At 60.7% G+C, this 18,588-nt stretch carries 19 protein-coding genes; 6 read left to right on the forward strand and 13 right to left on the reverse strand.

The window, feature by feature from the left end; all coding sequences use genetic code 11:
• Window positions 1-111: 111 nt before the first annotated feature.
• From msrQ to EGJ27_RS22520, 6 genes are all read right to left on the reverse strand, one after another.
• Window positions 112-723, reverse strand: a complete 612-nt coding sequence (msrQ, locus tag EGJ27_RS22495; RefSeq protein WP_125832964.1) for a protein-methionine-sulfoxide reductase heme-binding subunit MsrQ — start codon at window positions 721-723, stop codon at window positions 112-114.
• On the reverse strand, window positions 723-1,736 hold the full coding sequence (gene msrP / locus EGJ27_RS22500) for a protein-methionine-sulfoxide reductase catalytic subunit MsrP (protein WP_125832965.1): 1,014 nt from the start codon (window positions 1,734-1,736) through the stop codon (window positions 723-725). The genes msrQ and msrP overlap by 1 nt, the downstream gene beginning before the upstream one ends.
• A 64-nt stretch (window positions 1,737-1,800) precedes the next feature.
• A complete protein-coding gene (gene pssA, locus EGJ27_RS22505; RefSeq protein ID WP_125832966.1) occupies window positions 1,801-2,658 on the reverse strand; it encodes a CDP-diacylglycerol--serine O-phosphatidyltransferase in 858 nt (285 codons plus the stop codon).
• Window positions 2,659-2,803: 145 nt separating this feature from the next.
• Window positions 2,804-3,820 carry a ketol-acid reductoisomerase gene (ilvC, locus tag EGJ27_RS22510; protein ID WP_125832967.1) on the reverse strand — a complete coding sequence of 339 codons (1,017 nt, stop codon included), beginning with the start codon at window positions 3,818-3,820 and terminating at the stop codon, window positions 2,804-2,806.
• Window positions 3,821-3,867: 47 nt separating this feature from the next.
• A complete protein-coding gene (gene ilvN / locus EGJ27_RS22515; protein ID WP_025258538.1) occupies window positions 3,868-4,359 on the reverse strand; it encodes an acetolactate synthase small subunit in 492 nt (163 codons plus the stop codon).
• A 2-nt stretch (window positions 4,360-4,361) separates the two neighbouring features.
• Window positions 4,362-6,086, reverse strand: coding sequence for an acetolactate synthase 3 large subunit (locus EGJ27_RS22520; protein WP_125832968.1), 1,725 nt, complete (start codon window positions 6,084-6,086; stop codon window positions 4,362-4,364).
• Window positions 6,087-6,484: 398 nt separating this feature from the next.
• Between EGJ27_RS22520 and EGJ27_RS22525 the strand changes: the two genes are divergently transcribed.
• Window positions 6,485-6,916 carry a DUF4124 domain-containing protein gene (locus tag EGJ27_RS22525; RefSeq protein ID WP_125832969.1) on the forward strand — a complete coding sequence of 144 codons (432 nt, stop codon included), beginning with the start codon at window positions 6,485-6,487 and terminating at the stop codon, window positions 6,914-6,916.
• Window positions 6,917-6,929: 13 nt separating this feature from the next.
• On the opposite strand, the gene EGJ27_RS22530 is transcribed toward EGJ27_RS22525, so the two are convergent.
• The 3 genes from EGJ27_RS22530 to mrcB are packed head-to-tail and all read right to left on the reverse strand — an operon-like array spanning window position 6,930 to window position 10,337.
• Window positions 6,930-7,259 (reverse strand): YqcC family protein, encoded by a 330-nt coding sequence (locus tag EGJ27_RS22530; RefSeq protein WP_125832970.1) that lies wholly within the window; start codon window positions 7,257-7,259, stop codon window positions 6,930-6,932.
• Window positions 7,259-7,960 carry a M48 family metallopeptidase gene (locus tag EGJ27_RS22535; RefSeq protein WP_306085293.1) on the reverse strand — a complete coding sequence of 234 codons (702 nt, stop codon included), beginning with the start codon at window positions 7,958-7,960 and terminating at the stop codon, window positions 7,259-7,261. Before EGJ27_RS22535 ends, EGJ27_RS22530 begins: the two co-directional genes overlap by 1 nt.
• A gap of 55 nt (window positions 7,961-8,015) precedes the next feature.
• Entirely contained in the window at window positions 8,016-10,337 is a 2,322-nt protein-coding gene (mrcB, locus tag EGJ27_RS22540) for a penicillin-binding protein 1B (RefSeq protein ID WP_125832972.1), read from the reverse strand.
• A 130-nt stretch (window positions 10,338-10,467) separates the two neighbouring features.
• Here mrcB and EGJ27_RS22545 point away from each other — a divergent pair, with 130 nt between their 5' ends.
• Both EGJ27_RS22545 and EGJ27_RS22550 read left to right on the forward strand, forming a co-directional pair.
• Window positions 10,468-12,006, forward strand: coding sequence for a bifunctional aminoglycoside phosphotransferase/ATP-binding protein (locus tag EGJ27_RS22545; RefSeq protein WP_125832973.1), 1,539 nt, complete (start codon window positions 10,468-10,470; stop codon window positions 12,004-12,006).
• Between the two features lie 96 nt (window positions 12,007-12,102).
• Window positions 12,103-12,450 carry a pentapeptide repeat-containing protein gene (locus EGJ27_RS22550; RefSeq protein ID WP_125832974.1) on the forward strand — a complete coding sequence of 116 codons (348 nt, stop codon included), beginning with the start codon at window positions 12,103-12,105 and terminating at the stop codon, window positions 12,448-12,450.
• A gap of 369 nt (window positions 12,451-12,819) precedes the next feature.
• Here EGJ27_RS22550 and deoC read toward each other — a convergent pair whose 3' ends face one another.
• Window positions 12,820-13,602 (reverse strand): deoxyribose-phosphate aldolase, encoded by a 783-nt coding sequence (gene deoC / locus EGJ27_RS22555; protein WP_125832975.1) that lies wholly within the window; start codon window positions 13,600-13,602, stop codon window positions 12,820-12,822.
• A 118-nt stretch (window positions 13,603-13,720) separates the two neighbouring features.
• Window positions 13,721-14,317 carry a ChaN family lipoprotein gene (locus EGJ27_RS22560; protein ID WP_125832976.1) on the reverse strand — a complete coding sequence of 199 codons (597 nt, stop codon included), beginning with the start codon at window positions 14,315-14,317 and terminating at the stop codon, window positions 13,721-13,723.
• A gap of 211 nt (window positions 14,318-14,528) precedes the next feature.
• On the opposite strand from EGJ27_RS22560, the gene EGJ27_RS22565 reads away from it, so the two are divergent.
• Entirely contained in the window at window positions 14,529-14,861 is a 333-nt protein-coding gene (locus EGJ27_RS22565) for a Rieske (2Fe-2S) protein (protein WP_125832977.1), read from the forward strand.
• Here EGJ27_RS22565 and sfsA read toward each other — a convergent pair whose 3' ends face one another.
• Window positions 14,862-15,590: a DNA/RNA nuclease SfsA gene (gene sfsA / locus EGJ27_RS22570; RefSeq protein ID WP_125832978.1), complete on the reverse strand. Its 729-nt coding sequence runs from the start codon at window positions 15,588-15,590 to the stop codon at window positions 14,862-14,864. It lies immediately after the preceding gene.
• Window positions 15,590-16,762: a pyridoxal phosphate-dependent aminotransferase gene (locus EGJ27_RS22575; RefSeq protein WP_125832979.1), complete on the reverse strand. Its 1,173-nt coding sequence runs from the start codon at window positions 16,760-16,762 to the stop codon at window positions 15,590-15,592. Before EGJ27_RS22575 ends, sfsA begins: the two co-directional genes overlap by 1 nt.
• 347 nt (window positions 16,763-17,109) lie before the next feature.
• On the opposite strand from EGJ27_RS22575, the gene dksA reads away from it, so the two are divergent.
• Together dksA and gluQRS are read left to right on the forward strand one after the other, a co-directional pair.
• On the forward strand, window positions 17,110-17,550 hold the full coding sequence (gene dksA, locus EGJ27_RS22580) for an RNA polymerase-binding protein DksA (protein WP_125832980.1): 441 nt from the start codon (window positions 17,110-17,112) through the stop codon (window positions 17,548-17,550).
• 140 nt (window positions 17,551-17,690) lie between these two features.
• The gene (gene gluQRS / locus EGJ27_RS22585; protein WP_125832981.1) at window positions 17,691-18,578 is read left to right on the forward strand and encodes a tRNA glutamyl-Q(34) synthetase GluQRS; all 888 of its coding nucleotides are present in this window, start codon (window positions 17,691-17,693) and stop codon (window positions 18,576-18,578) included.
• Window positions 18,579-18,588: the final 10 nt, after the last annotated feature.

The following is an 18,588-nucleotide window of genomic DNA, read 5'->3' on the forward strand; positions in this document are numbered from 1 at the left end:
TCAAAACACCTGCAACTCATTGAATCGCAAGGCTTTTTCGTTTCCGTCTGCGCCGGAAGTGGGGCGAATTATAGAGAGATTGGAGAGCGCGTCAACACATATTTCAAGTTTTTACAGAACCCGCCGGCCTGGTCGAGGCCAGGCGCGGATTCGCCTTGCAATCACTGGGATCCGGAAGGCCAGAAGCACTGCTCCGAGGACGGCATATAAGGCCCACTCCTTGAGATCTGCCCGTACGATCCAGAACATATGCAGCAAACCCAGCCCCAGAATGACGTAGACAAGCCTGTGAAGTTTCTTCCAACGGGCACCCAAGCGTCGCTGACTGTATCGATTCGATGTTACGGCGAGAGCCAGCAAGCCAAGAAAGGCTATCGCACCAACAATGATGTAAGGACGCTTGACCAACTCCACGCCCAACTGCCCCCAATCCAGCCCGAGGATAAACAGTGCGTACATCGTCATGTGCATGACCACGTAGGCGAAACACCACAACCCCAGCTGCCGGCGCACTACGATCCAGCCTGGCCAGCCGGTGAGCCGCTGCAACGGCGTCATCGTCAGCGTGATCAATAGCATGATCAATGTCGCCAACCCGAACCGATCCACCAGCACCTTTCCCGGATCAGGTCCGAGCGCGAAGATCCAGGCTTGATAAAGCCATAACACCGGTGCAACACATGCTGCGAGGAACACTCCCAGACGCCAGAGTGGATATCTCATCAGTAGTCCTTCCTCAAATCCATGCCGCTATATAAGGAGGCAACCTCCTCGGCATAGCCATTGAACATTTCGGTCTGCCGAACATTGGGGCTGAACAGCCCGCTGGGCAAGCGTCGCTCGCGGGCCTGGGTCCAACGTGGATGATCCACAGTCGGATTGACGTTGGCATAGAAGCCGTATTCATTGGCCGCGATGCTTTGCCAGGTTGTCTTGGGTTGTTCACTCACCAGACTGATACGCACGATGGACTTCACGCTCTTGAAGCCGTACTTCCACGGCACCACCAACCGCAACGGCGCGCCGTTCTGGTTAGGCAGCTCCCGTCCATACATACCCACGGCGAGAATCGCCAAAGGGTGCATCGCCTCATCCAGCCGTAACCCCTCTACATACGGCCAGTCGATCAGCGCAAAGTCCGAACGCTGGCCAGGCATCGTCTTGGGGTCCAGCAGTGTTTCGAAACGGATGTATCTGGCCTTGGAGGTTGGCTCGACCTGTTTGAGCAACTCGGAAATCGGGAAACCTATCCAGGGAATGACCATCGACCAGGCCTCTACGCAGCGCAGCCGGTAGATTCGCTCTTCGAGCTGGTAAGGCTTCATGAAGTCTTCCAGCGCATAACGACCGGGCCTGGCGACTTCGCCATCGATGACCACACTCCAGGGCTCGGTCTTCAGCGCCCCGGCGTTATTGGCCGGGTCGCCCTTGTCGGTACCAAACTCATAGAAGTTGTTGTAGTGGGTCGCATCCTTGAACGGGGTGATCGCCTCCCCTTTCACGTTTACGGCGCCCCACTGGGTCGCAGGCAGTTTCTCGGCGAACCACGCAGGAGGTTTTCCCGCTTCCACATCGGCATAACGCGCCGGGTCGGCGGCGCCTGCCCATTGGGGTATTGCAGATACGGCAAGGCCGGCCATGGAACCGGCGAGCAACGAGCGTCTGGACAGATAGAGGGTTTCGGGCGTGACGTCCGACTCTTTACAGTCGGACGCAGAGGGCAGCTTGATTAACATGAAAACTCCGCGACCTAAGGGGACTGATGCACCAGTAGTTCACGGAGTATGAGCCTAAATCAGCTCAATCGATCGTCTTGCGACGACGCATGTGCAACAAATATTGAATCGGGCCGGACAGCGCATAGGCAAGAAATATCAGCAACAGGATACGCGGTGGATCGCTGAATACCACGGCGAACACCAGCACCACGGCGAGTATCGCCACGAACGGCACCCGGCCCTTCAGGTCCAGCTCCTTGAAGCTGTTGTACTTGATGTTGCTGACCATCAGCATCCCGGCAGCCGCCACCAGCAGCGCAACCAGGAACGACAGTTTAGAGCCCTGGATACCGAAATCGCTGAATGCCCAGACCGTACCGGCGACCACACCTGCAGCCGCCGGGCTGGCCAGACCAATGAAGTAGCGCTTGTCGGCCTTGCCCACCTGGGTGTTGAAACGCGCCAGGCGCAACGCAGCACCCGCCACATAGATAAAGGCCACCATCCAGCCAACCTTGCCCATGTCATCCAGCGCCCAGCCAAACGCCAACAGTGCCGGCGCGACGCCGAACGCGACCATGTCCGAAAGGGAATCGTACTCGGCACCGAACGCGCTTTGCGTGTTGGTCATGCGGGCCACACGCCCGTCCAGACCGTCAAGCACCATCGCAACGAAGATGGCGATGGCGGCAAACGCGAAATATTTGCTGGCACTGGCCGTGTCACCGGCGCTCAGGGCGCTTTGCGCGCTCATCGAACTGATGATGGAGTAGAACCCGGCAAACAGATTGGCGGTGGTGAACAGGTTGGGCAGCAGATAGATGCCACGGTGCCGGACCTTGCGGCCTTCGGCGTCGTGACCTTCTTCTACATGTTCATCGATAGGCAGCAGACTTTCGGCGTCAGAGGCCTTGTTCGGCTCTTCAGGACGTTCGCTCATGGACATTACCTTGCAGCGGTTTGAAAAAATTCGACAGGTGTCTGCGGCGAGGGTTCGCCGGCAAACGATGCAGCTTTATACCAGAGCCTTGCCCCAGAACGAAAAAACGCGACCGATTGGCCGCGTTTTTCAGGAAGCCGTGAACTCAGTTCTTGTCTTTGTCGACAATCTTGTTCGCTGCGATCCAAGGCATCATCGAGCGCAGTTTTTCGCCGATCACTTCGATACCGTGCGCGGCGTTGTTACGACGCTTGGCGGTCATCGACGGGTAGCCGGTAGCGCCTTCGCTGATGAACATCTTGGCGTACTCGCCGTCCTGGATGCGCTTGAGAGCGTTGCGCATGGCCTGACGGGATTCGGCGTTGATGACTTCAGGACCGGTCACGTACTCGCCGTACTCGGCGTTGTTGGAGATCGAGTAGTTCATGTTGGCGATACCGCCTTCGTACATGAGGTCAACGATCAGCTTGAGTTCGTGCAGGCACTCGAAGTAGGCCATTTCTGGCGCGTAGCCGGCTTCAACCAAGGTTTCGAAACCGGCTTTTACCAGCTCAACGGTACCGCCGCACAGAACAGCCTGCTCGCCGAACAGGTCGGTTTCAGTCTCGTCCTTGAAGGTGGTTTCGATGATGCCGGTACGGCCGCCGCCAACGCCCGAAGCGTAAGACAGAGCAACATTCTTGGCGTTGCCCGAAGCGTCCTGGTAGACAGCGATCAGGTCAGGAATACCGCCGCCTTTGACGAACTCGGTACGCACGGTGTGGCCCGGAGCCTTTGGCGCGATCATGATCACGTCCAGGTCAGCGCGTGGCACGACCTGGTTGTAATGGATGGCGAAGCCATGGGAGAAAGCCAGGGTCGCGCCCTTTTTCAGGTTCGGCTCTACTTCATTCTTGTACAGCTGGGACTGGAACTCGTCCGGGGTCAGGATCATGACCAGGTCGGCAGCAGCGACGGCGGATGCAACGTCGGTAACTTTCAGGCCATGAGCTTCAGCTTTGGCGACAGTAGGCGAACCCTTGCGCAGGCCAACAGTGACATCAACGCCGGAGTCTTTCAGGTTGCACGCCTGAGCGTGGCCTTGGGAACCGTAACCGATGATGGCGACTTTCTTGCCCTGGATGATGGAAAGGTCACAATCTTTGTCGTAAAAAACTTTCATGGAATTCCCCTGTTATCTCGGCCTTCAGGCCATTTTTGCTAAATGAGTCAGATGCTCAGCACTTTGTCGCCACGGGCAATGCCCGTGACACCACTGCGTACGGTTTCAAGGATAGCGGCAGTGCCGATGGCCTGAATGAAGCTGTCCAGTTTGTCGCTGGTGCCGCTCAGTTGCACGGTGTACACACTGGCGGTCACGTCAACGATCTGCCCGCGGAAGATGTCCGTGGTGCGTTTGATCTCGGCACGCTGCGCGCCGGTCGCCTTGACCTTGACCAGCATCAGTTCGCGCTCGATGTGAGCGCTCTCCGACAGATCGACCAGCTTGACCACTTCGACCAGCTTGTTGAGGTTCTTGGTGATCTGCTCGATCACCTCATCATGGCCGACGGTGGTCAGCGTCAGACGCGACAGGGTCGGGTCTTCGGTTGGCGCCACGGTCAGGCTTTCGATGTTGTAGTTACGCTGCGAGAACAATCCGACGACACGAGACAACGCACCCGGTTCGTTTTCCAGCAGAAGGGAAATGATGTGCCGCATGATTATGTCCGCTCCGTCTTGCTCAACCACATATCGCGCATGGAGCCGTCCTTGATTTGCATCGGGTAGACGTGCTCGGTCACATCGACCTGAATGTCGATGAACACCAACCGATCCTTCATGGCAAACGCCTCTTCCATCATCGGCTTGAGGTCCTTGAGTTCGGTCACGCGCATGCCGACATGACCGTAGGCCTCGACCAACTTGACGAAGTCAGGCAGCGATTCCATGTAGGAATGCGAATGGCGAGCGCCGTAGCTCATGTCCTGCCACTGGCGAACCATGCCCAGTACGCCGTTGTTGAGCAGAATGATCTTCACCGGCAGGCCGTATTGCAGGCAGGTGGACAGTTCCTGGATGTTCATCTGGATACTGCCCTCGCCGGTCACGCAAGCGACATCGGCGTCCGGGAAGTTCAGCTTCACGCCCATGGCTGCAGGGAAACCGAAGCCCATGGTGCCCAGGCCACCGGAGTTGATCCAGCGGTTGGGCTTGTTGAAACGGTAATACTGAGCGGCGAACATCTGGTGCTGACCTACGTCGGAGGACACATAGGCGTCGCCCTTGGTCACTTCGCACAGGGTTTCGATCACGGTTTGCGGCTTGATGACGCTGCCGTCGCCACGGTTGTACGGGAACAGCTCACCACCGGCACGCCACTCGTCGATCTGCTTCCACCAGGCGGCAACGGCCTCCGGGTTCGGGGTCTCGCCGATTTCCTTGAGGGTCGCGACCATCTCGGTCAACACGCTTTCCACAGGACCGACAATAGGCACGTCGGCCTTGATGGTCTTGGAGATCGACGCCGGGTCGATGTCGATATGGATGATCTTGGCGTTGGGGCTGAATTTGGCGGCGCCGTTGATGACACGGTCATCGAAGCGGGCGCCCACGGCCAGAATGACGTCGGTGTTGTGCATCGCCAGGTTGGCGGTGTAGCTGCCGTGCATCCCCAGCATGCCGAGGAACTGACGATCGGTGCCCGGATAGCCGCCCAGCCCCATCAGCGTGTTGGTAACCGGCGCGTTGAGCAGTTGCGCCAGTTCGGTCAGCGGCGCCGAGCCATTGCCCATGACCACGCCACCACCGGCATAGATGATCGGACGCTTGGCGGCGAGGAGCATTTCCACGGCCTTGCGGATCTGGCCCGAGTGGCCGCGGACCGCCGGGCTGTAGGAGCGCAGCTTGGCTTTCTTGGGGAAGACGTATTCGAATTTCTCGGCCGGGTTGGTCATGTCTTTCGGGATATCGACGACAACCGGACCTGGACGACCTGACTGAGCCAGGTAGAAGGCCTTTTTCAAGACTTCAGGGATTTCCGACGGATGCTTGATCATGAAGCTGTGCTTCACGATCGGCCGGGAGATACCGATCATGTCGGTTTCCTGGAACGCATCGGTTCCCACAAGGGTGCTGGCCACTTGACCCGACAGGACGACCATCGGGATCGAATCCATGTAAGCGGTGGCGATACCGGTGATGGCGTTGGTTGCACCCGGACCGGAGGTCACCAGCACAACGCCGGCCTTGCCGGTTGCGCGGGCATAGCCGTCAGCCATGTGCGTGGCAGCCTGCTCGTGACGAACCAGAATATGGTTTACGGCAGGTTCCTTGAACAGCGCGTCGTAGACATGCAGGAGGGCACCACCCGGATACCCGTAAATGTACTCAACGCCTTCGTCACGCAAAAAGCGGACGACCATTTCAGCGCCAGATAAAAGCTCCACGTTGTTCACCTCTAAAACGCCAGAATACCGTCCATCCGGGACGGGTCTTGATAGGTTTTACTGCCAAGCAGAGCATGAGCGACGGTGGTCGCCGACTACGTCAGCACTGACTGAGCAAGTATTGGGATGTCCCTGAGTGTTGCGGAACATTCCCACCCAGCGCGAGGTAACGCGTTGCGGGTGTTACAGGTCGGCGCGGGTGTGCGCCTCATGATCTACTGAGAGAGTCTGCTTCTGGCAGTCCTTCTACAGCGAACTTTGGATTGTTCTGATTCGCCTCCCTCAAGTCAAGTCATCGTTGCGCTTTCTTCCTACCAACCTGCCCTGGCGCACCGCTTCGGACGCCATCGCAACGATATGATAGCTTTCGCCGTGCACAGACATTTTAAGGAAGCAGCATGCGTTGGATGATCCTTGTGGCCGCACTGTTGGCTGCGGCAAGCGCGAGTCAGGCCGCCACGGTCTACAAATGGGTGGACGCTCAGGGCGTGACCCATTTCGATGCCCAGCCGCCTGCGGGCCAGCAGGTGCAGGAAATCAACGTGCAGAAGCCGCAACCCTCGACCGAGCCTGCCGCGTCCACGCCGTCGGCTGATCTGGAAGGTGCAGCCGAGCAGCGCAGCATCGACGCCAAGGTCAAGAACCAGATCAAGGAACAGGAAGCGCGGCGTTCGGAAAACTGCGCGACGCTGCGCACCAACCTTGCGCAGCTGCAGAACAATCCACGGGTCCGTGAAGCCACGGAAAGCGGCAGCCGACGTCTGTCGGATGAGGACCGCAAGGCTCGCATCGAAGAAACGCAAACGGCCATCAACGACAACTGCCGTTGACGGTCGTCCTCGATCAGCGGGCTTCGGCGATCAGTTGATCGAATCGAGCCAGGTGCTGTTGCAGCAGCCGGGCTTCGGCCTGACGTCCGGCATAAACCATTTCGGCCATTTCCAGAATCCCGGACGCGTTGGGCAGCGGCAGATCCTGCTCCAGGATGATCTTCATCCGCGGCAGGAAAATCCATTGCAGCCACTGTGCGAAATCGAGGGTATCGACGCAAAACGGTTCAGGGCTGGACAACGCGGACTCGTCGGGAGACGTCGCGTCCCACCAGCCCAAGGCCCGCAATTCGCGCTCGATCAGCAGCAATTGCTCGGCCACTTCAGGCAAGCGCTTGTCCATCAGGAGCTGGCCCCGGCTTTCTGCCGAGCCAGTGCCGCGCCAGCGGAATCACCCTGCTTCTCGCGAGCCTGAGCGATCAGTTCCCACAAGCTGGCCTGCAGACTCGCCCGACCATTGGCATACGTCAGACCGCGACGCGCCAGTTGCTCGGCCTGGGCCGCATCGCCCTGGGCCAGACGCACCTGAGCCAGACGATAAAGCACCTGCGGCTCACGAGGCGCGACACGCTGTGCCCGTTCCAGGCTGGACGATGCTCCATTCAGATCACCGCCGCTCTGCTGTTGCTGCGCGGTAGTCAGCAGGGCCAGTACCGGGCCATCAAGCTGCTCGTCGGCGGAAAGCCCGCCGCTGTTCGACGGAATGCCGCTCGGCGCCGACGCTGCCGGCATGTTGTAGCTGCCGGTGTTCACCGGGGCCGTATTGATCGGCGCCTGATTGACCGGCGCGGTATCGATCGGCGTATCCACACTGAACGGGGCTTGTGCGGACGGCGTGTAGACCTGGCTCGATTGCCCGGCGCCGGGCACCATGACCACGACGCCCGAGTCCTGCGGCACCGCTTGCGGCTGCTGGGCCTGAGCGGTATTGGCGCGATACGTGCCGCTGCGAGACGCCGAAACGCGCTCGCTGTTGGACACTCTGGAACCCGAATCCACGACTGGAATCGAGCCACGTTGAACACTGGCGCAGCCGTTGAGCAGGGCCAGGGCCGTAAAAGCCGGAATCCACCATCTATTCACTTCAAACCCTCATCGCTTAATTCAACCAACCCTTGACCCAGTCCATCACCTCGGTAGCCGGTGCCGGAACGCCGCCGCACGTGGCGCCGGGCTGGGGTTCACTGCCGCGAATATACGGCATCTGGACCGCATTCGGGCAGCTGCCGTCAGAACCCTGCCCGGTCTGCGCATCGACCCAGGCCTGGGTGACGTTGTCCGGCAATGCCATGTCCAGTGGCAGCGGGTCGGCCTTGCGCATGAAGTGGGTCCACACCTGCAAGGCGCCGCTGGCACCGGTAAATGGCGTCTTGCCGTTATCGTCACGGCCCATCCACACCACGGCCAGCAGATCCTGGCTGAAACCTGCAAACCAGCTGTCACGCGAATCGTTACTGGTGCCGGTCTTGCCCGCCAGATTCAGCGAACCGGGCAATACGCTATAGACCGATTTGGCCGTGCCTTCCCGCATGACTCGCTGCATAGCGTTCTGGACCAGATAAATGGCGCCCGGATCGAAACGCTGTTCGATCTGGAACGGGTAACGCTTGAGCGGTTCGCCTTCGGCCGTGAGCACGCTGCGAATGCCGCGCATTGGCGTGTTGAAGCCGCCGCTGGCAATCGTCTGATACATGGTCGCCACTTCCATCGGCGTCAGCCCGCCCGCACCCAGCAGCATTGACGGGAACTGCGGCCACTCGCGGCTTACGCCCAGCTTCTTGAGGGTCTTGAATACATTGGGCACGCCCAGCTCGAGACCCAGCTTGGCGGTCGACAGGTTGTAGGAATGCGCCAGCCCCTGATACAGGAAGATATTGCCATGGGAGCGGCGATCATAGTTCTGCGGCTTCCACACCTGGCCGTCGGCGCCCTTGACCTGAAACGGCTCGTCGGACACCCAACTGGTCAGCGTGTACTTGCTGGATTGTTCCAGCGCGGTCAGGTAGATGGCCGGCTTGACCAGCGAGCCTATCGGCCGGACCGCATCGATGGCGCGGTTGAAGCCTGCGAAGCCCGCCTGACGACTGCCCAGCAGCGCCTGCACCTCACCGGTTTCCGGGTTGGTCACGACCATGGCCGCTTCCACTTCACCGGCGCCCTTGCGCCCGGCAAGCCGCTTGAAGGTTTCATCCATCGCGGCCTGGGACTTCATCTGCAGGATCGGATCGAAACTGGTGAAGATACGCAGACCTTCTTCGGTCAAGTCTTCGTCGCGGTAATCTTCGCGCAACTGGCGTTTGACCAGATCGAGGAAACCGGGAAAGGAGCTGTCCGCCAGACTGCCGGTGCGGGTCACGCCCAGCGGCATTTTCTTGGCCGCCGCCACCACTTCCGGCGTTGCGACGCCTTGCTGCTCCAGCAGATCGAGCACCAGGTTACGCCGTTCGAGGGCACGCTCCGGATTGCGTCGCGGGTTGTAATAGGACGGCCCCTTGACCAGTCCGACCAGCATGGCGACCTGATGGATTTTCAGTTCCGACAGAGGCTGACTGAAGAAATACTGGCTGGCCAGGCCGAAACCGTGGACCGCCCGCTGGCCGTCCTGACCGACGAACACCTCGTTCAGATAAGCCTCGAGGATTTCCTGCTTGCTGTAGTGCAGTTCCAGCAGCATCGACATCATGGCTTCGGTGAGCTTGCGGGTCAGGCTGCGCTCGTTGGTCAGGTAGAAGTTCTTGACCAACTGTTGTGTCAGCGTACTGCCGCCCTGGCGCATCTGTCCCTGGGAGGTGTTGACCCAGATGGCCCGGGCAATCGACTTGGGCGAAACACCCCAGTGGTTGTAGAAATCCCGATCTTCCACGGTCACCAGCGCGTCGAGCAGGTACGGCGGAGCCTGATCGAGCTTGATCAGAATCCGGTCTTCAAGGTTTTTCGGATACAGGCCGCCGATCAACAACGGCTCAAGGCGCGCCACGGCCAGCTTGTTGCCGTTGCCGGAAGACAGCTGGGCGACGTAATCACCGGAAAAGCGCACGCGGATCTGCTGGGCAGAGTCGGTGCCTTCATAGAACTGGAAGCCGCGCGTGTTGAGATCAACCGTATTGCCGTTGACCGATGCCGCACCTGGCCCGTTGGCCACGCTTTCACGTCGATAGCCCAGCGCGTCGAGCTCGATGAGGAAGTCATCGCGGCTCAGTTTCTGGCCCACGAACAGTTCCAGCGGCCGCGCATACACCTTGGCAGGGATCATCCAGCGCTTGCCGGAGAATTTTTCCTGGACGACGGCATCGAGATAAACGGCGAGGCCGGCGAGGATCACCAGGCCGACGATACTGAGCTTCAGCCCCCAGCCCAGCCACTTGCGCAGGCTGCCGGACGGTTGTTTTTTTGCTTTGCGAGGAGTACGGGATCGAGTCATGGGCGCGGATTATACGCACTTTGCAGGCGATCGACAGACGCTCGGGACAGCGGTTTGCAGCGCCGCGCCGAGCGGCCATAATGGCGCCCATGAGCCATCCCATTCCCATTCAATTGTTGAAGGATCGACCGTGAGCCAGTCACTGATCGCAGCCCTGCAGAACCCGGCCCTTTTCCCACACCCCGTGGAGGGTTTTCAGGTCATCGAGACGCACATCTCGCGGGTCCTGCTCACCGGCCAGTACGCCTACAAGTTCAAGAAACCGGTCAATTTCGGCTTTCTGGATTTCGAGACGCTCGATGCCCGTCGTCATTTCTGCGAGGAAGAGCTGCGTCTCAACCAGCGCCTGACCGACGACCTCTACCTTGAAGTCATTCCGGTCACCGGCTCCCCAGAGGCACCGCAATTGGGCGGCAGCGGCGAGGTCATCGAATACGCGCTCAAGATGCGCCAGTTCTCCCAGGACGGGCTGCTCAGCACCCTGCAGGCCAACGGCGAACTGACCACGGCCCATATCGATCAGCTGGCTCGCCAGATTGCCGAATTCCATGTCGATGCGCCTCGGGTCACGGCCGAAAACGAGCTGGGCTCGCCTGACAGCGTCATGGCCCCGGTGCTGCAGAACTTCGAGCAGATCCACCCGTTCCTCAGCGAAGCGTCCGACCTCGCACAACTCGAGGCGTTGAAAGCCTGGGCCGAATCGAGCTTCGAACGGCTCAAGCCACTGCTGGCTCAGCGCAAGGCCGACGGTTTCATCCGCGAGTGCCACGGGGATATCCACCTGGGCAACGCGACCCTGATCGAAGGCAAAGTGGTTCTGTTCGACTGCATCGAGTTCAACGAGCCGTTTCGCATGACCGACGTCTACGCCGACATCGGTTTCCTGGCGATGGACCTTGAAGACCGCGGCCTCAAATCCTTGTCGCGTCGGCTGGTCAGCCAGTACCTGGAAGTGACCGGCGACTATCAGGGCCTGGAACTGCTGAATTTCTACAAGGCTTACCGCGCCATGGTTCGCGCCAAGGTGGCGCTGTTCAGCCTCGCTCCTGATGCCGATGGTGTCCAGCGCGCGGCTACCCTGCGCCAGTATCGCAACTATGCCAATCTCGCCGAGAGCTACAGCGCGATTCCGTCGCGGTTTCTGGTGATCACCCACGGCGTATCGGCCGTTGGTAAAAGCCAGGTTGCCATGCGCCTGGTCGAGGCACTGGGCGCGATTCGCCTGCGCTCGGATATCGAGCGCAAGCGCATGTTCGCCGGCCAGGACGAAGCGCTGTACGGCGCGCAGGCCAGCGATGCCACTTATGCCCGCCTGCACGAGCTGGCCGGCCTGGCACTCAAGGCAGGTTTCCCGGTTGTTCTGGACGCCACTTACCTCAAGCGCGAGCAGCGCGACGCGGCCGCTCAAGTGGCGGAAGACACGGGCGTGCCGTTCCTGATCCTGGACTGCGAAGCACCGCAGGCAGTGATCGCCGGCTGGCTGGAGCAACGTCAGGCACAGAACAGCGATCCGTCCGACGCCACTCTCGACGTCATCGAAGCCCAGCAAGCGAATCGGGAGCCTCTCAGCGATGAGGAAATACTGCGCAGCAAGCGCGTGGAAACCAACATCAGCGGCGATCTGGACACCCTGATCGACAATCTGCGCCAACGTCTTCCAGGTCTGTGACACAGTTGTCGAGCCGTTGGGCAGGTAATGCTTCACGGCTCGACAATGGTGGCGATATACTGGCGCCATAAATCCAACGCAACCCACGAGGCCGCTATGAGCCAGCCCAAACAAATCGACTCACCTCTGTACATGCTGCTGCGCCAGGATGATGTCGACGGCTTCAACCAAGAGAAGCCGAGGACCGGCACGATCGATATGGTCGGCGGCGATTTCCGGGGCCTGGACCTACGCAGTCTGGATACCACCGGCATCGACTTCACTGATGCCTATTTCCGCTCGGCCGACCTGCGCGGCCTGGATCTGCGCAACACGCCGATGGAAGGCGCAAGCATCGCCCACGCACAGATCTCTGGCGCGTATTTCCCGGCAGAGCTGTCGGCTGACGAAATTCTCATGTCGGTCAACTTCGGCACCCGCCTGCGCTACCGTACCCGCTCGTAAGCTCTGCTTCAGGCCCGTATGCGCAAGGCATGCGGGCTGATGCAGCCATTGGCGTCACGCCACTCTGTGTCTACCGCGCGTTATCTTCTCTTCGCAGAAAAATCCGTTTCGACGTATCCGCTCTCGCAAGGTGAATGCTGCCCGCGCGTATCCAGCGGCAGCGGCTTGCTGTCGCCGGTCGCTGGGAAGGGCTGAAAAGAGTGTTGACTTCTAAATGAGAATCGTTATGATTATCACAACCGGTCGCGAGACTGGTTGATATTCTGAAAGACCTTGGTTCGGACTCTCAGTTTATCTCCTCATCAGGCTAATCACGGTTTTTGACCCGGCTTTTTGCCGGGTCTTTTTTTGCCCGCCGAAAACTGCGCCTCAGTACCCGCCATACCCACCGCTGGCCAGGATGCCGAGTCGCGCCAGTAGATCATCCAGCAGGCTGGACCCACCCACCCGCATCCGTTCCGGCTTGATCCAGTGCGGTCCGAAGCGACTGCGCGCCAGCTCCACGAAAACGCCGGCATCCGGCAATGTGCGAATCCCGCCCGCTACTTTCAGACCGACCTGCCCGCCCACCTCGGAAATGGACTCAAGCATGATGCGCGCCGCTTGGGGCGTGGTGTGCACGGCCGTCCGGCCGGTACCGGATTTGATGAAGTCGGCGCCGGCATGGATCGCATCGCGACAGGCTTGAAGCATGATTTGAGGGTCACGCAATTCCCCGCTCTCCAGCGTCGCAGTCAGGGTGATCCGGCTGGGGCATGCGCTGCGGCACGCCTGTATCAGCTCGACACCCATCCGCTGGTCGCCGGTCAGCAGAGCGCGGTGCGGGTAGACCAGATCGATTTCGTCAGCGCCGGCGTTTACTGCCGCCCGGATTTCCGACAGCACGGAGTTGATGTGCGCGCCACCATTGGGAAAGTTGACCGCCGCGACCACCCTGACGTCCGGAGTACGCTGCCGGTCCAGCAGGGTACGCGCCAGGCACACGAATCGCGGAAAGACACACACGGCGGCAACAGGCCCCACTGGCGTCAGGGCGCGCTGACACACGCCCGCGACTCGGTGTTCGGTTTCTTCATGATTGAGGGCCAGGAGTTCGAGCATGCTCAGCGTCCGGCGCGCGAGCTGCTCTTGTTCGGATGTGATGTCGTTCATGGGTGTCCGCTCTGAAAACATGAGCAGGACAATAAACGAGCCATCTTCCGAAGATTCTCGCCCGCTTGAACATGGGAAACGGACTACTTCAAATCAGGAAAAACCCTAACAAGTCAGTTCAGGGATGCGCGGCGCAGTACCAGACGTAATCGGCCGTATCCGGTGCAATATGGTCCCCCACTCGCGCCAGCATCAGTACCACCGGCTGGATTCCCGGGCCGGCACTGGCCATGAGCACAGGCAGCCCGGTGGCCTTGCGCACCCATCCGGCTTCGGCGAACAGCATGGTCGGCACGGGGGCAGCCAGCACGCAGCGGGTCATATGCTCAGGTACCGTTACGCCATGGCCGGGGTCGAGGCCGGCGGCGAGCACCCGATAAGGCTGAGCGAGCGCAAAGCGCAGGATCGGCCCGAACATCAGCCAGTCCCAGGCCGGCCGCCAATTCAATGCTGCGGCCAGGTCGGCGGGATAGCTCGAGGCCCGCATGCCGGCTTGCAGCCCATCGACACTGGCCTGCTGGCTGGAGGTCAACATTTCGAGCAGCAAACTGCCCTGAGGCCGATAATCGGTCAGGGCCTGCAACAGCCATAGCTGCACCGCGTGATGATCAGGGTTATCGTGCTGCTCGCCCACCAGTACATGTGAAGCGGCTGCCAGGCGTCGAGCGAGTTGCCGGGCAGTCAGCGACTGGCCACTCTTGATGTCACGAATCATGGCTAAGTTCCAATACTGACGCCTGCCAGGCTTTGCCAAGTCTGTATATTGGGCACCGCAAGTGGCCCTTGGCGAGCGACGAGCAGCGTTCGGATCATGAACGGAAACAGCTGCGGCGACGGCTGAGTACGGACTGCCATGCCGGACGTTTCACTCCGCCTGTCCATTGATATTTTTTTTGCATTGCAAGGTCAAGTCTTATGGGGGCTTCTTGAAATTCCTCTGCACCTCCGGCCATATCCCTGACGCCCAGAGCCGCGGCTTTGAACTGAGCGATCATCGGTTGCTGGCCATCCGTCGAGAAGGCCGGGTGTTCGTCTACAAGAACCGCTGCCCGCACCGAGGCGTGCCGCTGGAATGGGAGGCGGACCGTTTCCTGGACAGCAGCGCCAGCCTCATTCGTTGCGCGACCCACGGTGCGTTGTTCCTGATCGAAAATGGCGAGTGCGTGGCCGGACCTTGCGAAGGCCAGACACTCACCGCCTTGCCCTGCGCCGAAAACGCCGAGGGAATCTGGGTCGAGCTGCCTAGCGACGAAGACTGATCAGTCGCTCCCGCCGGCGACGGCCCAAACCACGTGCAGCGGCCGATCGATGCGGATTTCCTCAGGCGTGAGCTGCACCCCATACGCCAGGATCTGCACTCCGGCCTCGATGGCCTCTTTGAGTGCGGCGGCATAGACCGGGTCGATCTCTTCGGCGGGCCGTACCGCCTCGATCCCGGTCAGGTTCACGCAATACAGCAGCACCGCCCGAACCCCCTCGCGCGCCAGGGCGGCCAATTCGCGAAGATGCCGGGCGCCGCGCTGAGTGATCGCATCGGGAAACGCCGCAACGCTGGAATCATCGAACCCCAGGGTGACGCTTTTCACTTCCAGATACAGATAGCCTTCCGGGTATTCGAGGCGGAAGTCCACCCGGCTTTTTTCAACCCCATAGGCCACCTCGCGCTTGAGCGCGGTGAAGCCGGCCAGCTCGCTGATGGTGCCGGCCAGCAATGCCTCCTCGACCAGCGCGTTGGCGCGCCCGGTATTGATACAGGCCAGGCGCCCTTGCGGCGTTTCGCTGATCTCCCAGGTGCCGGGCAACTTGCGCTTCGGATCGCTGGAGCGGCTGAACCAGATGCGGCCGCCGGGCATCATGCAATTGAGCATTGACCCGGTGTTGGCACAGTGAATGGTGAGCTGCTCGCCGTCGGCGGTTTCGATATCGGCCAGGAAGCGCTTGTAACGAACCCGCAAACGACCTTGTTCAAGTTCCGGAAAAAAACGCATCAGGCCTGCCAGCTCCGCAGGCCACGGGCGATTCGCGCCACGGCTTCTTCGAGGCGCGGCAAGCTTTGCGTGTACGCGAAGCGCACATGATGACCGGCCTTGTACTGCCCGAAGTCCAGCCCCGGCGTGAAGGCCACGTGCTCGGTTTCCAGAAAATGCCGGCAGAACGCGAACGCATCACCGCCAAATGCGCTGATGTCGGCATAAAGGTAAAACGCGCCCTCCGGCTCGACCTGAATACCAAAGCCCAGCTCGCGTAACGCGGGCAGCAGGAAGTCGCGGCGGCGGCCGAACTCGGCGCGGCGCTCCTCGAAAATGGCCAGGGTCTGCGGCTCGAAACAGGCCAGCGCGGCATATTGCGCCATGCTGGGCGCACTGATGTAGAGATTCTGGGCGAGCTTTTCCAGATCGGCGACGGCCTGCTGCGGCGCAACCAGCCAGCCCAGGCGCCATCCGGTCATGCCGAAATATTTTGAAAAGCTATTGAGGACAAAGGCATCGTTGTCCACTTCGAGGACGCTGCTGGCGTCAGTTCCGTAAGTCAGGCCGTGGTAGATCTCGTCCACCACCAGATGCCCGCCCCGCGCCTTGAGCACCTGAGACAATGCGGCCAGTTCATCCCGATGCAGCAGCGTGCCGGTCGGGTTGGCAGGCGACGCGACCAGGGCGCCGACGCTGTCGCTATCCCAGTTTCGCTCCACCAGATCAGGTGTCAGTTGGTAGCGCTCCTGCGGCCCGACCGGTACCAGTCTGGCGGCAGCCTCGACCAGCCGCAGGAAGTGCCGGTTGCACGGGTAACCTGGGTCTGCCAGCAGCCAGTGCTTGCCGGGGTCCACCAGCAGACTGCTGGCCAGCAACAATGCGCCCGAACCGCCGGGCGTGATCAGAATCCGTTCCGGATCGATGTCGACCCGATAACGCTGCGCATAGAAGCCTGCGATGGCCTCGCGCAGTTGCGGCAGGCCGCGGGCGGCGGTGTAGCGCGTCTTGCCCTGCGCCAGCGCAGCCTGGCCGGCTGCGACGATGGGCGCGGCGGTGGTGAAATCCGGCTCGCCGATTTCCAGGTGAATGACATCGTGACCGGCCGCCTGCAGCTCATTGGCCCGCGCCAGCAGCGCCATGACGTGAAAGGGTTCGATGGCGCGGCTGCGCGCGCTGTAGGGCTGGGCCATGGGTGTTCCTTGCAGATAGAGCGGGGATGACTGCGATTGGCAGCGAGCCACGATTCTACCCAACCTGAGCGCAGGCGCCAGATGAAATCCGGCCCTCGGCGCGCGCCCGGAATGCAGGAAAAAAGAAAGATACGACGGCGACGCCACCACGGAGTTCACTCAAACCCATGCACTTTTCAACTAGCCCGTATACAGTGGCTCGATAGCGGCCACATGCACGACAACCGGGAGTAGCGCACTCCGATTTGATCTGGTAAGTTCGCCCGCTTGCAGCTGCAGGGCCGACGGGTGTCGGTGATGGAACAATCCTGCGCAATAGATTAGAAGAGTGAGAGGCGGTCCCATACATGCCCACCCCAGAAAAGCAACAGAATCATCTAATCAGCGGCTTTGAACCCTACGTGGAAACGAAGGGCGAAGAGTATATGGGCGAGCCCATGCGCGCGCACTTCACCAAGATCCTGAACAAGTGGAAACAGGACTTGATGCAAGAGGTCGACCGCACGGTAGACCACATGAAGGACGAAGCGGCAAACTTTCCCGACCCAGCAGACCGTGCCAGTCAGGAAGAAGAATTCAGCCTCGAACTGCGTGCCCGTGACCGCGAACGCAAGCTGATCAAGAAGATCGACAAGACGCTGCAACTGATCCTCGACGAAGAATATGGCTGGTGCGAATCCTGCGGTGTCGAGATCGGTATTCGCCGCCTCGAAGCCCGCCCGACCGCCGACCTGTGCATCGACTGCAAGACACTGGCGGAAATCAAGGAAAAGCAGGTCGGCAAGTAACTCGCCGGTTACCTGACCCGCCTTGAATGGCCCGCTTTGAATAAAAAGACGCTTCGGCGTCTTTTTTTGTGCCCGGCTCGGAGCCTGGGCGCAGGTTCGACGCTTGCCCGGCGAAGCCTGGCGCCAGTAACATCCCGACCATGAAAAACCCTGCCTATATCGGGCGCTTTGCGCCAACTCCCAGCGGCTACCTGCACTTCGGCTCCCTGGTCGCCGCGCTGGCGTCCTACCTGGATGCCCGTGCCGCCGGCGGAAAGTGGCTGATGCGTATGGAAGACCTCGATCCACCGCGTGAAGTCGCCGGCGCACAGGCGGCGATTCTCGACACGCTGGAGCGTTACGGTTTCGAATGGGACGGCGCGCTGGTCCGCCAGAGCGAACGCCATGACGCCTACGCCGAGGTTCTCCAGCGCTGGCTGAGTCACGGGCTGGCCTATGCCTGCACCTGCTCGCGCAAGCAGCTTGAAGATTATCAAGGCGTGTATCCAGGCTTTTGCCGCAACGCCGGACACGACTGGGCCAACGCAGCCATCCGCATCCGCGTGCCTGAACTCAGCTACCGTTTCGTCGACCGCGTGCAAGGTCCGTTTGAAATGCATCTGGGGCGCGAAAGCGGCGATTTCGTTATCCGCCGCCGTGACGGGTTGTATGCCTACCAGCTGGCGGTGGTCATCGACGATGCCTGGCAGGGGGTGACCGATATCGTCCGCGGCGCCGACCTGCTGGACTCCACGCCGCGCCAGCTCTACCTTCAGGAACTGCTCGGCATCGCCCAACCGCGTTACCTGCACGTCCCGCTGATCACCCAGCCGGACGGCCACAAGCTGGGCAAGTCGTATCGTTCGCCGCCCTTGGCCGCCGACCAGGCCACGCCGCTTCTGTTGCGTGCCTTGCGGGCGCTCGGTCAGCCGGCCGGAAAGGAACTGGCCTGGGCCAGCGCGCCGGAAGTCCTGAAATGGGGCATAGCGCACTGGAACCCTGCGCTCATCCCCCGCGTACCCAGTATCGAGGAAGCCTGCATTGCCTGATCCAGAGCGG

Source organism: Pseudomonas sp. v388, assembly GCF_003935425.1.
Taxonomy (GTDB): Bacteria; Pseudomonadota; Gammaproteobacteria; order Pseudomonadales; family Pseudomonadaceae; genus Aquipseudomonas.